This is a genomic window from Nonomuraea phyllanthi (assembly GCF_006334985.2).
Taxonomy (GTDB): Bacteria; Actinomycetota; Actinomycetes; order Streptosporangiales; family Streptosporangiaceae; genus Nonomuraea; species Nonomuraea phyllanthi.
Map to the genome: position 1 here is coordinate 12,795 of NZ_VDLX02000029.1, position 16,309 is coordinate 29,103.

Below are 16,309 nucleotides of genomic sequence, written 5' to 3' on the forward strand. Positions count from 1 at the left end.
GGCACTGGTGTAAAGCCCGAAAAATATCCGCAAGGGGGATTTTGCCATGCCATCAGAGCGTGACCCGAAGGACCGCCAGCTCGACGCCGGCCGCGTGCCGCTGGACGACCGCGGCATGACCACGGACCAGGGCAGCCCGGTCGACCACACGGACGACTCGCTGCGAGCGGGCGAGCGCGGGCCGACCCTCATGGAGGACTTCCACTTCCGCGAGAAGCTCACCCGCTTCGACCACGAGCGCATCCCGGAGCGGGTGGTGCACGCCAGGGGCGCGGGCGCGTACGGGACCTTCCAGCTCTACGAGCCGCTCGGCGACCTGACCACGGCGGCCTTCCTGAACGACACCTCCAAGCCGACGCCCACGTTCGTGCGCTTCTCGACCGTGGCGGGCTCGCGCGGCTCCGCCGACACCGTGCGTGACGTGCGCGGCTTCGCCACGAAGTTCTACACCTCCGAGGGCAACTTCGACCTCGTCGGCAACAACTTCCCGGTCTTCTTCATCCAGGACGGCATCAAGTTTCCCGACTTCGTGCACGCGGTCAAGCCGGAGCCGCACAACGAGATCCCGCAGGCGCAGTCGGCGCACGACACGTTCTGGGACTTCGTGCAGCTGCAGCCGGAGTCGCTGCACATGATCATGTGGCTGATGTCCGACCGGGCGATCCCGCGCAGCTTCCGGATGATGCAGGGGTTCGGCGTGCACACGTTCCGGCTGGTGAACGCGCAGGGGCAGGGCACGTTCGTCAAGTGGCACTGGCGGCCGGTGCTGGGCACGTACTCGCTGGTGTGGGACGAGGTGCTGCGCATCCAGGGCAACGACCCCGACTTCAACCGCCGGGACCTGTGGGAGGCGATCGAGCGCGGCGCCTTCCCCGAGTACGAGCTGTGCGTGCAGCTCGTGCCCGAGTCGAAGGAGCACTCCTTCGACTTCGACCTGCTCGACGCCACCAAGATCATCCCCGAGGAGCAGGTGCCGCTGCGGCCCATCGGCAGGATGACGCTCAACCGCAATCCGCAGAACTTCTTCGCCGAGACCGAGCAGGTGGCCTTCCACACCGCCAACGTGGTGCCCGGCATCGACTTCTCCAACGACCCGCTGCTGCAGGCCAGGAACTTCTCCTACCTCGACACCCAGCTGCTGCGCCTGGGCGGGCCGAACTTCCCGCAGATCCCGGTCAACCGGCCGGTGAACGAGGTGCGCAACGACCAGCGTGACGGCTTCCACCAGCACCTGATCCACGAGTCGCGCACCAGCTACGCCCCCAACTCCATCAGCGGCGGCCATCCCATGGCGACGGACGGCTACAAGCACTACCAGGAGCGCGTGGACGGCGTGAAGATCCGCAAGCGCAGCCCCAGCTTCGACGACCACTACAGCCAGGCCACCCTGTTCTGGAACAGCATGGCGGACTGGGAGAAGCAGCACATCGTGGCCGCGTACCTGTTCGAGCTGGGGCACGTGGAGCGCAAGCACATCAAGGAGGGCGTCGTACGGCACCTCGGCCAGATCCACCCCGACCTGGCCGCGCAGGTGGCCGAGGGGCTGGGGCTGCCCGAGCCGCCGATGGCCGAGGTGCACGCGAACGCCTCGCCCGCGCTCAGCATGACCGGCCAGCCGCAGAGCGTCGCCACCCGCAAGATCGCCATCCTGATGGCGGACGGTACGGACGCCGCAGAGGTGACGGCGCTGCGCGAGTCGCTGGAGGGCAAGGGCGCCATCTGCGAGGTGGTGGCCCCGGTGGAGGGCTCCGTGGGCGGTATCCCGGTCGACAGGCAGCTCAGCGCGGCCGGATCCGTCCTCTACGACGCGGTGGTGGCCGCCGACGGCTCCGCCCTGGCGCCGCTGGGGCGGGCGCAGTTCTTCGTCAAGGAGGCGTTCAAGCACGGCAAGGCCATCGGCGCGGTCGGGTCGGGCCGCGAGCTGCTGGAGGCGGCGCAGCTGCCCAGCGACGTGGGGGTGGTGATGGGGGACGGCATCGCGGAGAAGTTCGCGACGGCGGTGGCCGGCCACCGCTTCTACGAGCGCGACGTGGCCTCCGTTCCCGCGTGACCCGTACGCGAACCGGCCGCCCCTCCGGGGGCGGCCGTTTCGCGTGGCGCGAGCCCGCCGGCCATGGAATACTTAGCGTGTCCGTTCGAATACGAAGGGAAAGATTTCCGTGGTCGCCATGGTTGACGAGAAGCACCAGACGGAATCGACCTGCGCGAGACCCCCGCGGACGCCGCACACCGTTCGGGAGTTGTTCGATGCCCTACCCCCCCTCCCCGGCCACCGGGTCGAGGTCATCGAAGGGAAGCTGATCGTGAGCCCATCAGGCATCCCCGAGCATTTCATGGCGGGCGAAGAGCTGGCCGGAGCCCTGCGTCCGTTGCGCAAGGAGCGCGGGTGGCACGGAGCGCCCGGTCCGCACATCTGCATCGACGGGCCACGGGACTCCATCCAGCCCGACTACGTGATGTGGCCGCCCGGCTGCAAGCGATGGGGCGACGAGCTGCTGTCGCCTGGTGTGCTCATGGCGGCCGAGGTGGTCTCGCCGAGCAGCGTTCGCATCGACCGCGTGGACAAGCTCCGCCTCTACGCGCTGGGTGGGGTGCCGGTCTACCTGCTGATCGATCCGGTGTCCGAATCCCCGAGCGCGACCGTCTACAGCGACATCAAGGACGGCGAATATCGGGCGATCACCTCGGTCCCCATGGGCAAGCCGCTGCACCTGCCCGACCCCATCGACTTCGAGCTCGACACCTCGATCTTCATGGTGTGAGCTTCTCCATCGCCTTGGCGATGCGCTTCTCCGACACCGGCGTGGGCGTGCCGAGCGTCTGGGCGAAGAAACTCACCCTCAGCTCCTCGATCATCCACCGGACCTCCACCACGTCCGGGTCCCCCCGCCGCGCCGGGGGCAGCTTCCCCAGCACGTCGTGATAGTCGTCCTCGACCTTGTGCACCCGGTCCATCCACTCCTGGTCGCGCCAGGGCTCCTCGGGGAGCTTGGTGAGGCGGCGATCGATCGCCCGGATGTAGCGCAGGATGTCGGAAAGGCGCTGATAGCCGGTGGCGGTGACGAACCCCGCGTAGACGAGCCTGCCGAGCTGGTCGCGGACGTCGTCGGTGGCGTCGCTCGGGCGCAGCGCGTCGAGCCGGCCGCCCGCCTCGTGCCAGACGCTCAGGATCTGCTCCACCTTCGCCAGCACGTCGGCCGCCGTGTCGTAGAGGTTGGCGCGCACGTGCTGGTAGAGGCGGTCGAAGGCGACCGGGTCCCACGCGGGGCCGCCGCGGTCGGCCATCAGCTTGTCGACCGCCGCGTCCACCACGTCGCCGAACAACGCCACGGCCCCGCCGTGCGGGCTGCGTGACAGCGCCAGCTTGGCCTGGTTGGACAGGCCGCCCAGCAGGGACTTGGCGGGGTTGGTGACGTTGAGCAGGAGCAGGCGGCGCACGCCTGGCCAGTGGGAGCGGCGCTGCTCGGCCTGCGTCTCGAAGATCTTGATCGAGACCGAGTCGCCCGCGTCCACCAGGGCCGGGTAGCCCTTCATCCGCCCCTGCTCGAACACCTTGGGCAGCGTGCCGAAGCTCCAGGTGTGCAGCCCGGTCCGCTCCAGGTCGTCGCCGGCCTGGGAGAGGGTCTGCCGCAGGCGCGGCGCGAGGCGGCGTTTCAGCGCGTCGAGGTCCTTGTCCTCGGCGACCGTGCGCTTGCGTTCGTCGATCACCCGGTACGTGATGCGCAGGTGGTCGGGCACCTGGTCCAGCTGCCAGGCCTCGCGCGGCACCCGCACGCCGGTGAGCCGCAGCAGCTCGCGCTCCACGGCGGCCAGCAGCGGCTCGCCGCCCTGCTTCACACCCTCCAGCACCTGCTTGGCGTAGTTGGGGGCGGGCACGAAGTTGCGGCGCAGCGCCTTGGGCAGGGAGCGGATCAGCGCGGTGATCAGCTCCTCGCGCAGGCCGGGGATCTGCCAGTCGAAGCCGTCGGAGCTGACCTGGTTGAGCACCTGGAGCGGCACGTGGACGGTCACGCCGTCGGCGTCCGTGCCGGGCTCGAACTGGTAGGTCAGCTTCATCCGCTGCCCGAGCTGCTTCCACGTGTCGGGGTAGTCGCGGGCGCTGACGTCGGCGCCCTCGTTGACCAGCATCTCCGGCGAAAAGGTGAGCAGGTCGGGCGTCTCGTTCCTGACCTTCTTCCACCAGGAGTCGAAGTGGCGGGCCGAGACCACGTCGGCGGGCACCCGCTGGTCGTAGAACTCGAACAGCGCCTCGTCGTCCACCAGGATGTCGCGGCGCCGGGCGCGGTTCTCCAGCTCCTCGACCTCGCCGAGCAGCCTGCGGTTGTCCTTGAGGAAGCGGTGGTGGGTGTCCCAGTCGCCCTCGACCAGCGCGTGCCTGATGAACAGCTCCCGCGACATGTCGGGGTCGATGCGGCCGTAGTTGACCTTGCGGCCGACCACCAGCGGCACGCCGTAGAGGGTGACCTTCTCCAGGGCGATCACCGCGCCCTGGTTCTTCTCCCAGTGCGGCTCGGAGTAGGAGCGCTTGACCAGGTGCTGCGCGAGCGGCTCCACCCAGTCGGGCTCGATCTTGGCGTTGACCCGCGCCCAGAGCCGGGACGTCTCGACCAGCTCGGCCGACATGAGCCACTGCGGCTGCTTCTTGGCCAGCGTGGAGCCCGGGAAGATGGCGAAGCGGGCGTTGCGGGCGCCGAGATATTCCTGGATCGGCCGGCGGCCGTCCTGCCCGCGCTGCTTGTCGAGGACGTCCTTGACGCCGACGTGCGACAGCAGCCCGGCGAGCAGGGACACGTGCACGTGGTACGGCTGCGCCGGGCTGCTGTTGGGCTGGGCCCCGAGCGACTGGCGCAGCTGGCTGTAGATGTCCTGCCACTCGCGCACCCGCAGGTAGTTGAGGAACTCCGCCTTGCACAGCCGCCTGAACGCGCTGGAGGACAGCTCCTTCTGCTTCTCGCGCAGGTAGTCCCACAGGTTGAGGTAGGCCATGAAGTCGGACTCGGGGTCGGCGAAGCGCCGGTGTTTCTCGTCGGCCTGCTGCTGCTTGTCGGACGGGCGCTCGCGAGGATCCTGGATGGACAGCGCCGCGGCGATCACCATGACCTCGCGCAGGCAGCCGTTCTTGTCGGCCTCCAGCACCATCCGGCCGAGGCGCGGGTCGACCGGCAGCCCGGCCAGCTTGCGGCCGACGCCGGTGAGCCTGCCGTGGTCGTCGAACGCGCCGAGCTCGTGCAGCAGGTTGACGCCGTCCTTCACCTGGCGGCGGTCGGGCGGCTCCACGAACGGGAACGCCTCGATGTCGCCCAGCCCGATCGAGGTCATCTGCAGGATGACCGAGGCCAGGTTGGTGCGCAGGATCTCCGGGTCGGTGAACTCCGGACGGTTGAGGAAGTCCTCCTCCTCGTAGAGCCGGATGCAGATGCCGTCGGAGGTGCGGCCCGAGCGGCCCTTGCGCTGGTTGGCGCTGGCCTGCGAGACGGGCTCGATCGGCAGGCGCTGCACCTTGGTGCGGTGGCTGTAGCGGGAGATGCGCGCGAAGCCGGGGTCGACGACGTATTTGATGCCGGGGACCGTGAGCGAGGTCTCCGCGACGTTGGTGGCCAGCACGATGCGCCGGCCGGTGTGCCCCTGGAACACGCGGTGCTGCTCGGCGGCGCTCAGCCGGGCGTAGAGCGGCAGGATCTCCGTGTTGCGGAACTCGGCCTTGGCCAGCGCGTCGGCGGCGTCGCGGATCTCCCGCTCGCCCGACAGGAACACCAGGATGTCGCCGGAGCCCTCGCCGATCAGCTCCCGGCAGGCCGACACGATGCCCTGCGTCTGGTCGTCGTCCTCGTCGAGCGGCCGGTAGCGCACCTCGACGGGGTAGGTGCGCCCGGACACCTCGATGATCGGCGCGTCGTCGAAGTGGCGCGAGAACCGCTCGGGGTCGATCGTGGCGCTGGTGATGATCACCTTGAGGTCGGGGCGCCTGGGCAGCAGTTGCTTGAGGTAGCCGAGGATGAAGTCGATGTTGAGGCTGCGCTCGTGGGCCTCGTCGATGATCAGCGTGTCGTACTGGTCGAGCATGCGGTCGTTCTGCAGCTCGGCCAGCAGGATGCCGTCGGTCATCAGCTTGACCAGCGTGCGGTCGCTCGCCTGGTCGGTGAAGCGGACCTTGTAGCCGACCACCTCGCCGAGGCCGGTGCCGAGCTCGTCGGCGATGCGCTCGGCCACGGTGCGGGCGGCGATGCGGCGGGGCTGGGTGTGGCCGATGAGCCCGCGCACGCCGCGGCCCAGCTCCAGGCAGATCTTGGGGATCTGGGTGGTCTTGCCGGAGCCCGTCTCGCCGGCGATGATCACGACCTGGTGGTCGCGGATGGCCGCCAGGATGTCGTCTTTGCGCTGCGAGACCGGCAGGTTTTCCGGATATGTCACCACTGGTAGGGCTTCGCGGCGCCGTACCAGCCGCTGCTCGGCCCGCTCGACGTCGGCGAGGATCTCCGCGGCGATCTTGTCGCGGGTGTCGCGGGAGCGCACCCGGCGCATGCCGTCGAGCCTGCGCCGCAGCCGCCGCTGGTCGCGCGGCATGAGCTCGGGCAGGCGGGAATGGAGCTCGGCGAGTGGAGATGACAAGGAAGGCGTTCCCATACTGCTTTCAGGATATTTGAGCCCGGCTTCCCCGGAGCCAACCGTCAATGCTGCCGGACCGTGCCGCCCGCTCGCATCCCAATATCCGATCCACCCCCTCCCCCATTTCCGGCACCCGCTGAACCCGCCCACGGCCCTCCGCGTATCTCGCGTCACAAGCGCTAACTAGGAGGCAACGGATGCGGCCACGCATCATCACACTCTGCGCTGTGGCGATCGTCCTGGGAGCGACCCTCACCACTCCCGCGCACGCCACCACCAGGAACCGTTTCGACGTCATCAACCTTGTGTCGGACGTCAAGGGCAAGGCCCCTGTCACCGACCCCAAGGTCGTCAACCCGTGGGGCCTGGCCATGGGCAAGACGCTGTGGGTCTCGAACACCGGCACCGGCAGCGCCACCGTCTACTCCGGCACCGGCAAGAAGGAGAAGACCGAGGTCGCCATCCCGGGCGGCGCCCCGACGGGGCAGGTGTTCAACCCCGGTGACGGCTTCACCGTCAAGGGCAAACCGGCCACGTTCATCTTCTCCAGCCCGAGCGGCGCCATCACCGGCTGGAACGCCGAGGTCGACCCGGCCAACGCGATCATCGCGGCGTTCACCCGCGGCGCCGACTACAAGGGGCTGGAGCTGGTCGAGACCGACGACGGCGCCTTCCTGCTGGCCGCCGACTTCGCGAGCGGGCGGATCCACGCCTTCGACGAGGACTTCCACCGCATCCGCCTGGCCCGCTGGCAGTTCAGGGACCCGCGGGTCCCCTCGACCTACAAGGCCTACAACGTGGCCGTCGCGGGCGACAGCGTCTACGTGGCCTACGCCCTGCGCGACAAGTCCACCGGCAAGCCCGTCTTCGGCTCCGGCAAGGGCTTCGTGAGCCGGTACACCGCCGGCGGGCGCCTCACCGGCCGCATCTCCAGGGTCGGCCTCAACGCCCCCTGGGGCATCACCGCCGCGCCGAAGGGCTGGGGGACCTACTCCGGCGCGCTGCTGGTCGGCAACTTCGGCGACGGCACCGTGCACGCGTACAAGCGCTCCCGCCACCTCGGCGCGCTGCGCGCCGCCAACGGCAAGACGATCGTGCTGCCCGGCCTCTGGGACCTGGAGCCCGGCACCGCCGCGACCGGCGGCGAGAACACCCTGTGGTTCTCCGCCGGCATCGACGGCACCAAGCACGGGCTGATCGGCGTCATCGCCCCGCAGGGCAAGAAGCCGACGTCCACCCCGGCCTCGTCCAGCGCGCCCTCCTCCCGCTCCTCCTCCCAGAACCCCTACGGCGGGTACTGACCGTCGGGGGGCCCGTGAACGTTTCCGGCGCGGCCGGCGCGAGCCGCGCCGGAAACCCCCGGAGATCCCTCCGGGAGCAGGGCTCCGGTACGGTCGGAGCGTGAGCGAGGCGAGCTTCAGCGAATGGCTCAGGCAACAGTGCGAGCCCGAGTGGACGGCGGTGGTGACCCACCCGTTCGCCATGGCCATCACGACCGGCACGGCGGCCGACGACGACATGCGGCGCTACCTGGAGCAGGACTTCCAGTTCGTGGACGCGTTCACGGCCCTGCTGGGCGCGGCCGTGGCGAGCGCCGACACGTTCGAGGCGCGGGTGCCGTACGGCAGGTTCCTCGGGCAGACGGCGACCACCGAGGAGAAGACGTACTTCCATCGGGCGCTGGCCGAGCTGGGCGGGCGCACCGAGGTGCCGCTGGAGCCGGTGACGGCGGCGTTCAGGCAGCTCATGGACGAGGTGCGGGTCGCACAGGACTACCCGCGGATCGTGGCGGTGCTGTGCGTGGCCGAGTGGTGCTACCTGGGCTGGGCGTCGCGGGCCCCGCAGCCGCCGCCGGAGAGGTTCGTGCACCGCGAGTGGATCGAGCTGCATGAGGGCGCCGAGTTCCGCGCCTGGGTGGGGTTCCTGCGCGGCGAGCTCGACCGCCTGGGCGAGCGGCTCGACGAGGAGGGCCGCGCGGAGGTGCTCACCGTGTTCCGGCTCGCGGTCGAGCTGGAGCGGGCCTTCTTCGACATGGCCGTCGCCCCTCGCTGACCGCCTTCGCCCCTCGCCAGGCGTCGTCGCCCCTGGCCGGGCGCCGTCGCCCCTCGCCGGCCGCCGTCAGCCCAGCACGGCCGCGAGGTCCTCGTACGTCCGGTAGTGCACCCCCGTCATGCCGAGCTCCCTGGCCGCCTCCACGTTGGCCGCCCGGTCGTCCACGAACAGGCAGCGCTCGGGCGCGGCCCCGGCCCGCTCGGCGGCGAGCTCGTAGATCCGCCGGTCGGGCTTGGCCACGCCCACCCTGGCGCTGCTGACCACGTCGTCCGCGAAGTACGTCAGCCCCAGCAGGTCGAGATGGCGCTCCAAGGTGTCCATGGCGTTGGTGACGATCACCACGGGCACGTGCTGCTGCGCCCTCGCCAGCAGTGCCCTGACCTCCTCGTCCACCCAGAACCGCACCTCCGCGAACTCGGCGACGGCCTGGCGGGCGCGCTCGTCGCCGCCCAGCGCCACCGCGACGGACTCCAGCCACTGCTCCTCGGTGACGAGGCCGAGCGTGGGCGGCATGATCAGCTCGGGGTCGAGGGCGGTCTTCATGAGCGGCAGGCCGTAACGGGCCTCGATGTCGGCCTGGGCGGCGTGGTCGAAGTGGCGCAGGACGCCGTCAAGGTCAGACAGAACCGCATCGAAGGGGATCACAGCCCCCATTGTGACAGCGATCGCCTTTAGCATCCTCTTTTGGCGCCCGGCCACAGGTGACGGAGCGACCGGCGGCACTACCATTCCCGAGACAGGATTCGGTATCGGAACGGTAGGGCATGAACGATCACCGGCTGCCACGCGAACTGGCCCGGCTGTTCGCCGACGGCGGCAGGGGGCGCGGGCTGCCCGCAGGGCTGCCGAAGGGCGACGTGGTCTGGCCCGATCCCGGCTACACCCGGCAGGGCGAGGCGGCCAGGCCGGCGTTCTGGATGAGCGATGAGCCGGCGAGCGCCGCCGACTGGGCGCTGCTGCGCGAGTGGCACCCGCACAGCGGCCTGTGGCCGGTGCTGCTCGACGAGTCGGCGCAGCCGTGGGCCGTCGGCCAGGTCGTCCCGGACGATCCACGCCAGATCGACCACTTCACCGCCGAGGGCTTCATGACCGAGGTGTGGGAGGAGTGGGTGGCCCAGATGCCGCGCGACCAGCTGGAGGAGCTGGAGCCGTACGGCGGGATCTGCCCGGGCCCCGCCCCGCCCGGCGTGCTCGTGGCCGACCCCGGAGCCGTCGCCGACTGGCTGGCGCGCGAGCTCGCCCCCAAGGGCATGCCGCTCGGCCTGGTCGCCGCGGCGAGGGGCGCCGACGCGCTGGCGGTGATGGGCTGGCAGGGCGCGCTGCACCACAACGAGTGGATGGTGCCCATGGCGGCCGTGGTGCGCAGCTGGGAGGAGCGCTTCGGGGCGCGGGTGGTGAGCGTCGGCTTCAACACCCTCGACCTGAGCGTGGCCGGGCCGCCCGCCGATCCGGAGCACGCGCTGCACGTGGCGGCCGAGCACTGGGCGTTCTGTCCCGACAACATCGTGCAGGGGCCCGGTGACCTGCAGGGCTACGCCGAGCAGATCATCGGCGCGCACGCGTGGTCGTTCTGGTGGGACTGAGGTGCGGTTTTTACGCTACGTTTAACCTTCGTGTCACGGGGAGATCTGACGCAGGAACTGCTCCACGCGTCCGTCTGGGCCGACGGCCTGGTGACGTCGGCGGGCATACCGGTCTACGACATGCCGCTGGTCTCGGTGGGCGGCGGACTGGGCTCCTTCACGCTGGTAGACGTGCTGCGCGTGCGCGGTGTCGCCGCCTCGTCGATGCGCGTGCTGTCCACCAGCGACTCCCCCTGGCAGACCTGGGAATACCTGACCAGGGTCTCGCAGCTGCCCGCGCACGAGCGCATCCGCTCCGACTCGGGGGCGCGTCCCGACAACATCTGGGGCTTCCCCTCCTACGCGGCTGAGGAGGCGTGGCGGGAGCGCACGATCAAGCCGCTCCTCCAGGTGTTCGCCGAGCCGATCGGCACCGACTTCTACAGCCCGCGCGCCGGGCACGTCGTCTGGAGCGTGCGCCGCGAGGCCGACCGGATCGGCTACTGGGAGATGCTGGCCAAGGGCCAGGTGCGGATGGTGCGCAAGCGCCTCGGCGGCGGCTACTTCACCGTGCTGACCCCGCCGCCCGGCAGCGGGCCGACCAAGCGGGTGGCGCTGCGCTCCCAGTACGTGCACCTGGCCGTCGGCTATCCGGGGCTGAAGTTCCTCGACGACCTGCAGGAGTTCCGCCAGCGCCAGGGCGAGCGCTACCGCGTGGTCAACGCGTACGAGCCGCACGAGCACGTCTACGAGCAGCTCACCAAGCGCCCCGGGGTGGTGGTGGTGCGCGGGGCCGGGATCGTCGCCTCGCGCGTGCTGCAGCGCCTCATGGACGACCGGGAGCGGCACGGCCTGCAGACGCAGATCGTCCACCTGTTCCGCACGTACGTGACGGGCTCGCACGGCCCCGGCCCGTTCATGCGCCGCAAGGGCGGCGACGGGTGGGCGTACCAGGCGTTCACGATGCCGAAGTCGGCCTTCGGCGGGCAGCTCAAGGCCCGCTACAACAGGGCCGGCCCGGAGGGGCGGGCCCGCATGGCCGCGCTGGTCGCGGGCACCACCACGCCGAAGCTGGCCCGCTGGCAGGAGCAGATGCGCCGGGCCAGGCAGGGCAGCTGGTACCACCCGGTGCAGGCCGAGGTCGAACGCATCGACCGGGCGCCCGACGGCCGGCTCGTCACCCGGACCCGCAGCGCGGCCTCGGCGGCGATGCAGTACGTCTCCGACTTCATCATCGACTGCACCGGGCTGGAGGCCGACATGCCCGAGCACCGCGTGCTGGACGACCTGCTCAGGCACGGCGGCGCCCGCCCCAACAAGGCGGGCCGGCTGCAGGTGGGCCCGCACTTCGAGGTGCTCGGCGCGGAGAGCGGCGGCGGCGTGCTGTACGCCTCGGGCGCGGCCACCGCGGGCAACCACTTCCTGGCCGTCGACAGCTTCCTCGGCATGCAGACGGCGGCGCTGGACATCGCCGACGACCTGGCGGCACGCGGCTTCTGCAAGGGGCTCGGGCCGATCAGGTCGGCGGCCCAGTGGCTCAGGTGGGCGTCCAACAGGAGGCCCGCGTGATCCCGACGCTCGCCGGGCGCCTGCAGACCCGGCTGTTCGTGCTGGCCACGGTGGGGGCGCTGCTGACCGCCCTGGTGACGCCGCTGCTGCCGATGTCCTTCAAGGACGCCTATCTCGTGCTCCTGGCCGTCGCCGTCGCCGGCGTCTTCTGGGAGCTGCTGTACCACCTGCTGATGCAGTTCCGCTGGGACAAGGACTGGCCGACGCTGTTCGGGCTGGTCACGGCGGTGCCCGAAGGGCTGCTCATGTGGGTGCTGCTCGACCAGGGCCTGGTGCCCGGCCTCGGGGGGCCGGTGCCGCCGTGGGCGTTCGCGGTCATGTTCGGGGTCGTCTGGCTGGGCCAGTGGCTGTTCACGAACGGGCCGATGCGCGTGCTGTTCGTCAGGTGGCGGCTGCGCGGGGGCCGCCTGCTGTGATCACTTGAGAGGGGATTCCATGGGGGGCGTCGAACTGGCCCGTCCGCTGTACTTCTGGCTGGGTTTCCTGGCCACGGTCGCGGGGGTGGTGCTGCACCTGCCGATGTACGTGAACGGCGCCGACATGCACTACCGGCTGGCCGGGATGCCGATGGACCTGCCCATGACGATCGGCATGGTGCTGATCCTGGCGGGCCTGCTGGTCACCGCGTACGGGCTGGTGCCGCCGGGGGCCTTCACCGCGAAACCGGCCGGCGACGTGCGCGTGCGCGCCCTCGACGACGCGCGGATGCGGCCGGCGCACATCGGGCTCGTCGTGGTCCTGTCCGTGGCCGTGATCATCGACGCCATGAAGCCGATCACGCTCAGCTTCGTCGCGCCCGGCATGGGCAAGGAGTACGGCCTGAAGTCGGCGCTCAACCCGGCCGGCGACCTCCCGGTCGCGCTGCTGCCGCTGGTGGGGCTCACGGGGACGGTGCTCGGCTCGCTGCTGTGGGGCTGGATGGGCGACAAGATCGGCCGCAAGCCGTCGATCCTGTTCGCGGGCGTGCTGTTCATCGGCACCGCCATCTGCGGCGTCATGCCGGACTTCGAGTGGAACCTGATCATGTGCGGCGCCATGGGTCTGGGCGCGGGCGGCATGCTGCCGATCACGTTCTCGCTGCTGGCCGAGACCATCCCGCCCCGGCACAAGGGCTGGGTGATGGTGCTGATCGGCGGCAACCTGGCCGTCGCCTACCTCGCGGCGAGCTGGCTGTCGGCCTCGCTGGTGGGAGAGTACTCCTGGCGCGTCCTGTGGCTGGTCGGCCTGCCGACGGGGGTGATCCTGATCCTGCTCAACCGCTTCATCCCGGAGTCGCCGCGCTTCCTGCTGGCGCACGGCCGCGACACCGAGGCCCACGCCGTCATGGCGAGGTACGGCGCGGCGGTCTCCGCGGGAGAGGTCGAGCGGGTCGCGGACGAGCACCGCGGCGGCTACTCGCGGCTGTTCCGGCCGCCCTTCACCGGGCTCACGGTGGCCGTGGTCATCCTGGGGCTGAGCATCGGCCTGGTCACGTACGGCTTCCAGCTGTGGATCCCGTCCAACCTGCAGCGGCTCGGCCTCGACCAGCACACGGCCGACCAGGCGCTGCGGGACTCGACGCTGCTGGGCCTGCCGCTGATCTTCGTCTCCGCCGCGATGTACGGGCTGTGGAGCGCCAAGAAGACGATCGTCGTGCTCTCCGCGCTGGTGGGCGCGGCGCTGGTGGTGCTGTCGTTCTCGGGGGAGGCGCTCGCGCACGATCGCACGTGGCTCTACCTGCTGCTGGCCGGGCCGATCGTGGGCACGGCGACCATCGGGGCGGTGCTCGCGGCCTACAGCTCGGAGATCTACCCGACCCGCGTGCGCTCGCGCGGCTCCGGCCTGTCGGCCGGGGTCGGCAAGTTCGGCGGCGTGGCCGTCACGGGCGTGCTGGTGGCGGGCGCGGCGGTGCCCTCCATCGGCACGACGGCGCTGCTCGGGGCGGTGCCGCTCGTGCTGGCCGTCTTCGCCGTGCTGCTGTTCGGCGTGGAGCCGGCCAAGGGCTCGACCGGCGGACCGGTCGAACCCTCCCCTGCCGGCGCCGAGGCGTGACCGCGTGCGTATTCACGGAATTCTCGCCACGGCGCCGTAATTTCCCGACGCGCCCGGCCGGTCGGCGCAGGCGGTGCCGAGGCCGTTGGGCCGCCATTCCGGGACCCACACCAGTCCCGGATCGACCAGCACAAGACCGTCGAGCAACGCCGCGACCTCTTCCTTGGCGCGAATGGCGTGACCTGGAAGCGTCATCGCCAGCAGGTCGTGAATGGCCGGCACCAATTCCGGGGGAATCGCGTCGAACGTGGTCTGCAGCAGCGACAGGTAGCTGTTCTCCGGCACCACCTGGCGAATCCGCTTGATCACGTAATGGAAATACTCGTCGTCGTTCAGGCTGTGGCCCGACAGCAGCAGCACGGCCATGGGCCGGTCCCAGTCGAGGAACGTCTGCACGACCCGGTCGTCGAGGATGTCGTCGATCTCGCGCACGTCGCCTTCGACGACGCGTACGAGGTCGGTGACGGGCTCGATGGTCGCCCGGGCGCCGGCCAGCACCATCGGGTCGTTCTCCACGTAGACCACACGGGGGGCCGCGCCGCCCAGGGCGTCGCGGGCCACGTCGTGCAACCGCCTGCCCGGGGGCAGGCCGCTCGGCACCCCGCTCCCGACGATCACGAACTGGTCCACACCTTCGACCGCCAGGTGACGTACGACGCGGCACAGGAACTGCAGCACCGCCCGCGCGGCCGCCGTCGTGATGGGCGCGGCCAGGTCGTAGCGGCGCACCGCGTCGCGGTCCGCCACGAAATGGTTCTTCCCACCCGCGGCGGCGTCGAGAACACGGGTGATCCTCGCTTGGGTCATGTCCAGCTTCGCCAGGTTTCGGATGGCACGCTGACGCATTGAGTGTTGCCCCTTTCCCCTCGCCCACAATCTCGGGAAAAAGCTGATCCTTTCGGACCCCACTCGATGACCCAGACCTTATGATCCTCGTTCGACGGGAGATGACAACCGGAAAAGCCATTAGTTTTCGGTATATCTACATAACCCCATACCGCGACTAATGATCAGTCCGCGCGGGAAAGAGATCACTTTCCGAGTGAACGCGAAAGCCGTTCGCGATGGAAATTGAGCACCTCGAAGGTCTCCTCGCGCGTGGTCGTCGTGACCGACAGTTTCGTGAACGCCTGGTGGTACGCCTCCACCGCGGCGGTGTCGGTGACGAGCTCGTCGGAGTCGATGCCGTGCGCGCAGGCGATGTCGGGCTCGAACGCCTCGGCGAAGCGCCACAGCGTGAACGGGCCGGTGCGCGGCACGTAGGCGGGATCCTCCATCGGCACGACGTGCAGCGAGACGTTGGGCCGCTTGGCGTGCTCGATGAGCCGGTCGACCTGGCGGAGCTGCACGTGCGGCCCGACGATCGAGCGCGCCAGCACGCTCTCGTCGATCACCGCCCACACCACGAGGGCGCCGTCGCCTGCCCCATCACCAGCCACGGCCTCCTGCCGGGCCAGCACGAGGGCGAGCGCCTCGTCGACCGTCTGCTGCCCGAGCGTGGCCGGCCCGGCCGCGGTGATGGCGGCCCTGGCGTATTCCTCGGTCTGCAGCAGCGGCGGGACGAACTGGGGCTGGTACGTGCGGATCACCGTGGCCCGCTGCTCCAGCGCGTAGGAGGTGGCCAGCCAGACCGGCACCGACTGCGCGTCGTACCAGGCGGCCGCGCGCTCGCCCCTGGCCAGCGCCAGCACGTAGTCGCGGACGGGCGGGGCGGCGATGCCGTAGAGGGTGAGCAGGCGCTCGACGGTGATCGGGGCGGGGGCGATCCTGCCCTCCTCGATGGCGGGGATGGCGGCGGCCCCCCTGCCGATCGCGGTCTCCACCTGCTCGACCGACAGCTCGGCGGCCAGGCGCAGGCCGTGCAGGCGCTTGCCCAGCGCCCGGCGCTGCGGCCCGCTCAGCGGCGCGGCGGCCTCGGGGATGTCGGCGCCCGCGGGCTCCGGCTCATCGGGCAGGCCCTCGGCCCTGCGGGCCAGCTCGACCACGCCGCGCAGCACGCTCAGGGACCCTTCCGAGAGCCCCGAGGCGGCCAGGCCGACGCCCGCCGCCCGCAGCTGGAGGTCCTCGACCGCGCCCGACTCGAGGTAGTCGTCACCGACCAGCCAGCCCACGCTCACCTGGAGGCAGGACGCCAGCGCCCTGAGCACCTGGAGCGTCGGGTTGGTCTGCTTGCCGGTGCGCAGCTGGCTGACGTAGGCGCGGGTGATCGGGATGCCCGCCTCCGTCAGGGCGGAGGCGACCTGCGCACCGGTGAAGCCGCGCTTGGTCAGCGCGAGATCGAGCCGCTCGGCGAAGTTCGCCACGGCGCACCTCCTACCGCCCGTGATTTCTCCAGCGTAAGGGACGCGGGCCGTACTGTCCCCTGCCATGTGGGCCACCTCTGCCCGGCGTGTGGGTACCAACTTATTCGCAAACTGTCAGTTGACACAGCCCACTTCGTAGGCGGAGTATCAGAGCGCATGGTAACTGTGACTTAACAGCCAGACGGG

General features: G+C 70.4%; 12 protein-coding genes. 8 read left to right on the forward strand and 4 right to left on the reverse strand.

Features of this window, described 5'->3' with window-relative positions; translation table 11 throughout:
- The first annotated feature begins 46 nt into the window (after positions 1–46).
- Both FH608_RS46770 and FH608_RS46775 read left to right on the forward strand, forming a co-directional pair.
- A complete protein-coding gene (locus FH608_RS46770) occupies positions 47–2,050 on the forward strand; it encodes a catalase (RefSeq protein WP_139637664.1) in 2,004 nt (667 codons plus the stop codon).
- A 118-nt stretch (positions 2,051–2,168) separates the two neighbouring features.
- On the forward strand, positions 2,169–2,762 hold the full coding sequence (locus FH608_RS46775; RefSeq protein ID WP_139637665.1) for a Uma2 family endonuclease: 594 nt from the start codon (positions 2,169–2,171) through the stop codon (positions 2,760–2,762).
- On the opposite strand, the gene hrpA is transcribed toward FH608_RS46775, so the two are convergent.
- On the reverse strand, positions 2,752–6,624 hold the full coding sequence (hrpA, locus tag FH608_RS46780) for an ATP-dependent RNA helicase HrpA (protein ID WP_139637666.1): 3,873 nt from the start codon (positions 6,622–6,624) through the stop codon (positions 2,752–2,754). The genes FH608_RS46775 and hrpA overlap by 11 nt on opposite strands.
- 209 nt (positions 6,625–6,833) lie before the next feature.
- Between hrpA and FH608_RS46785 the strand changes: the two genes are divergently transcribed.
- Positions 6,834–7,907, forward strand: coding sequence for a TIGR03118 family protein (locus FH608_RS46785; RefSeq protein WP_226900510.1), 1,074 nt, complete (start codon positions 6,834–6,836; stop codon positions 7,905–7,907).
- Between the two features lie 100 nt (positions 7,908–8,007).
- Entirely contained in the window at positions 8,008–8,658 is a 651-nt protein-coding gene (locus FH608_RS46790; protein WP_139637668.1) for a TenA family protein, read from the forward strand.
- A gap of 66 nt (positions 8,659–8,724) precedes the next feature.
- Here FH608_RS46790 and FH608_RS46795 read toward each other — a convergent pair whose 3' ends face one another.
- On the reverse strand, positions 8,725–9,303 hold the full coding sequence (locus tag FH608_RS46795; RefSeq protein WP_226900511.1) for an HAD family hydrolase: 579 nt from the start codon (positions 9,301–9,303) through the stop codon (positions 8,725–8,727).
- Positions 9,304–9,422: 119 nt separating this feature from the next.
- On the opposite strand from FH608_RS46795, the gene FH608_RS46800 reads away from it, so the two are divergent.
- The 4 genes from FH608_RS46800 to FH608_RS46815 are packed head-to-tail and all read left to right on the forward strand — an operon-like array spanning position 9,423 to position 13,820.
- Positions 9,423–10,241 (forward strand): DUF4253 domain-containing protein, encoded by an 819-nt coding sequence (locus tag FH608_RS46800; RefSeq protein ID WP_139637670.1) that lies wholly within the window; start codon positions 9,423–9,425, stop codon positions 10,239–10,241.
- Between the two features lie 30 nt (positions 10,242–10,271).
- A complete protein-coding gene (locus FH608_RS46805; protein ID WP_139637671.1) occupies positions 10,272–11,789 on the forward strand; it encodes a hypothetical protein in 1,518 nt (505 codons plus the stop codon).
- Complete coding sequence (locus FH608_RS46810; RefSeq protein WP_139637672.1) at positions 11,786–12,205, forward strand: hypothetical protein; 420 nt, start codon at positions 11,786–11,788, stop codon at positions 12,203–12,205. The genes FH608_RS46805 and FH608_RS46810 overlap by 4 nt, the downstream gene beginning before the upstream one ends.
- 19 nt (positions 12,206–12,224) lie before the next feature.
- Positions 12,225–13,820: an MFS transporter gene (locus FH608_RS46815; RefSeq protein WP_139637673.1), complete on the forward strand. Its 1,596-nt coding sequence runs from the start codon at positions 12,225–12,227 to the stop codon at positions 13,818–13,820.
- A 12-nt stretch (positions 13,821–13,832) separates the two neighbouring features.
- On the opposite strand, the gene FH608_RS46820 is transcribed toward FH608_RS46815, so the two are convergent.
- Positions 13,833–14,627, reverse strand: coding sequence for an SAM-dependent methyltransferase (locus FH608_RS46820; protein ID WP_139637674.1), 795 nt, complete (start codon positions 14,625–14,627; stop codon positions 13,833–13,835).
- A gap of 224 nt (positions 14,628–14,851) precedes the next feature.
- Complete coding sequence (locus FH608_RS46825; RefSeq protein WP_193319032.1) at positions 14,852–16,123, reverse strand: helix-turn-helix domain-containing protein; 1,272 nt, start codon at positions 16,121–16,123, stop codon at positions 14,852–14,854.
- Between the last annotated feature and the right edge of the window lie 186 nt (positions 16,124–16,309).

Coding starts and splice junctions, on each gene's coding strand:
- FH608_RS46770 (WP_139637664.1), top strand. CDS start 47: ATGCCATCAGAGCGTGACCCGAAGGACCGCCAGCTCGACGCCGGCCGC.
- FH608_RS46775 (WP_139637665.1), top strand. CDS start 2,169: ATGGTTGACGAGAAGCACCAGACGGAATCGACCTGCGCGAGACCCCCG.
- hrpA (WP_139637666.1), bottom strand. CDS start 6,624: ATGGGAACGCCTTCCTTGTCATCTCCACTCGCCGAGCTCCATTCCCGC.
- FH608_RS46800 (WP_139637670.1), top strand. CDS start 9,423: ATGAACGATCACCGGCTGCCACGCGAACTGGCCCGGCTGTTCGCCGAC.
- FH608_RS46815 (WP_139637673.1), top strand. CDS start 12,225: ATGGGGGGCGTCGAACTGGCCCGTCCGCTGTACTTCTGGCTGGGTTTC.
- FH608_RS46820 (WP_139637674.1), bottom strand. CDS start 14,627: ATGACCCAAGCGAGGATCACCCGTGTTCTCGACGCCGCCGCGGGTGGG.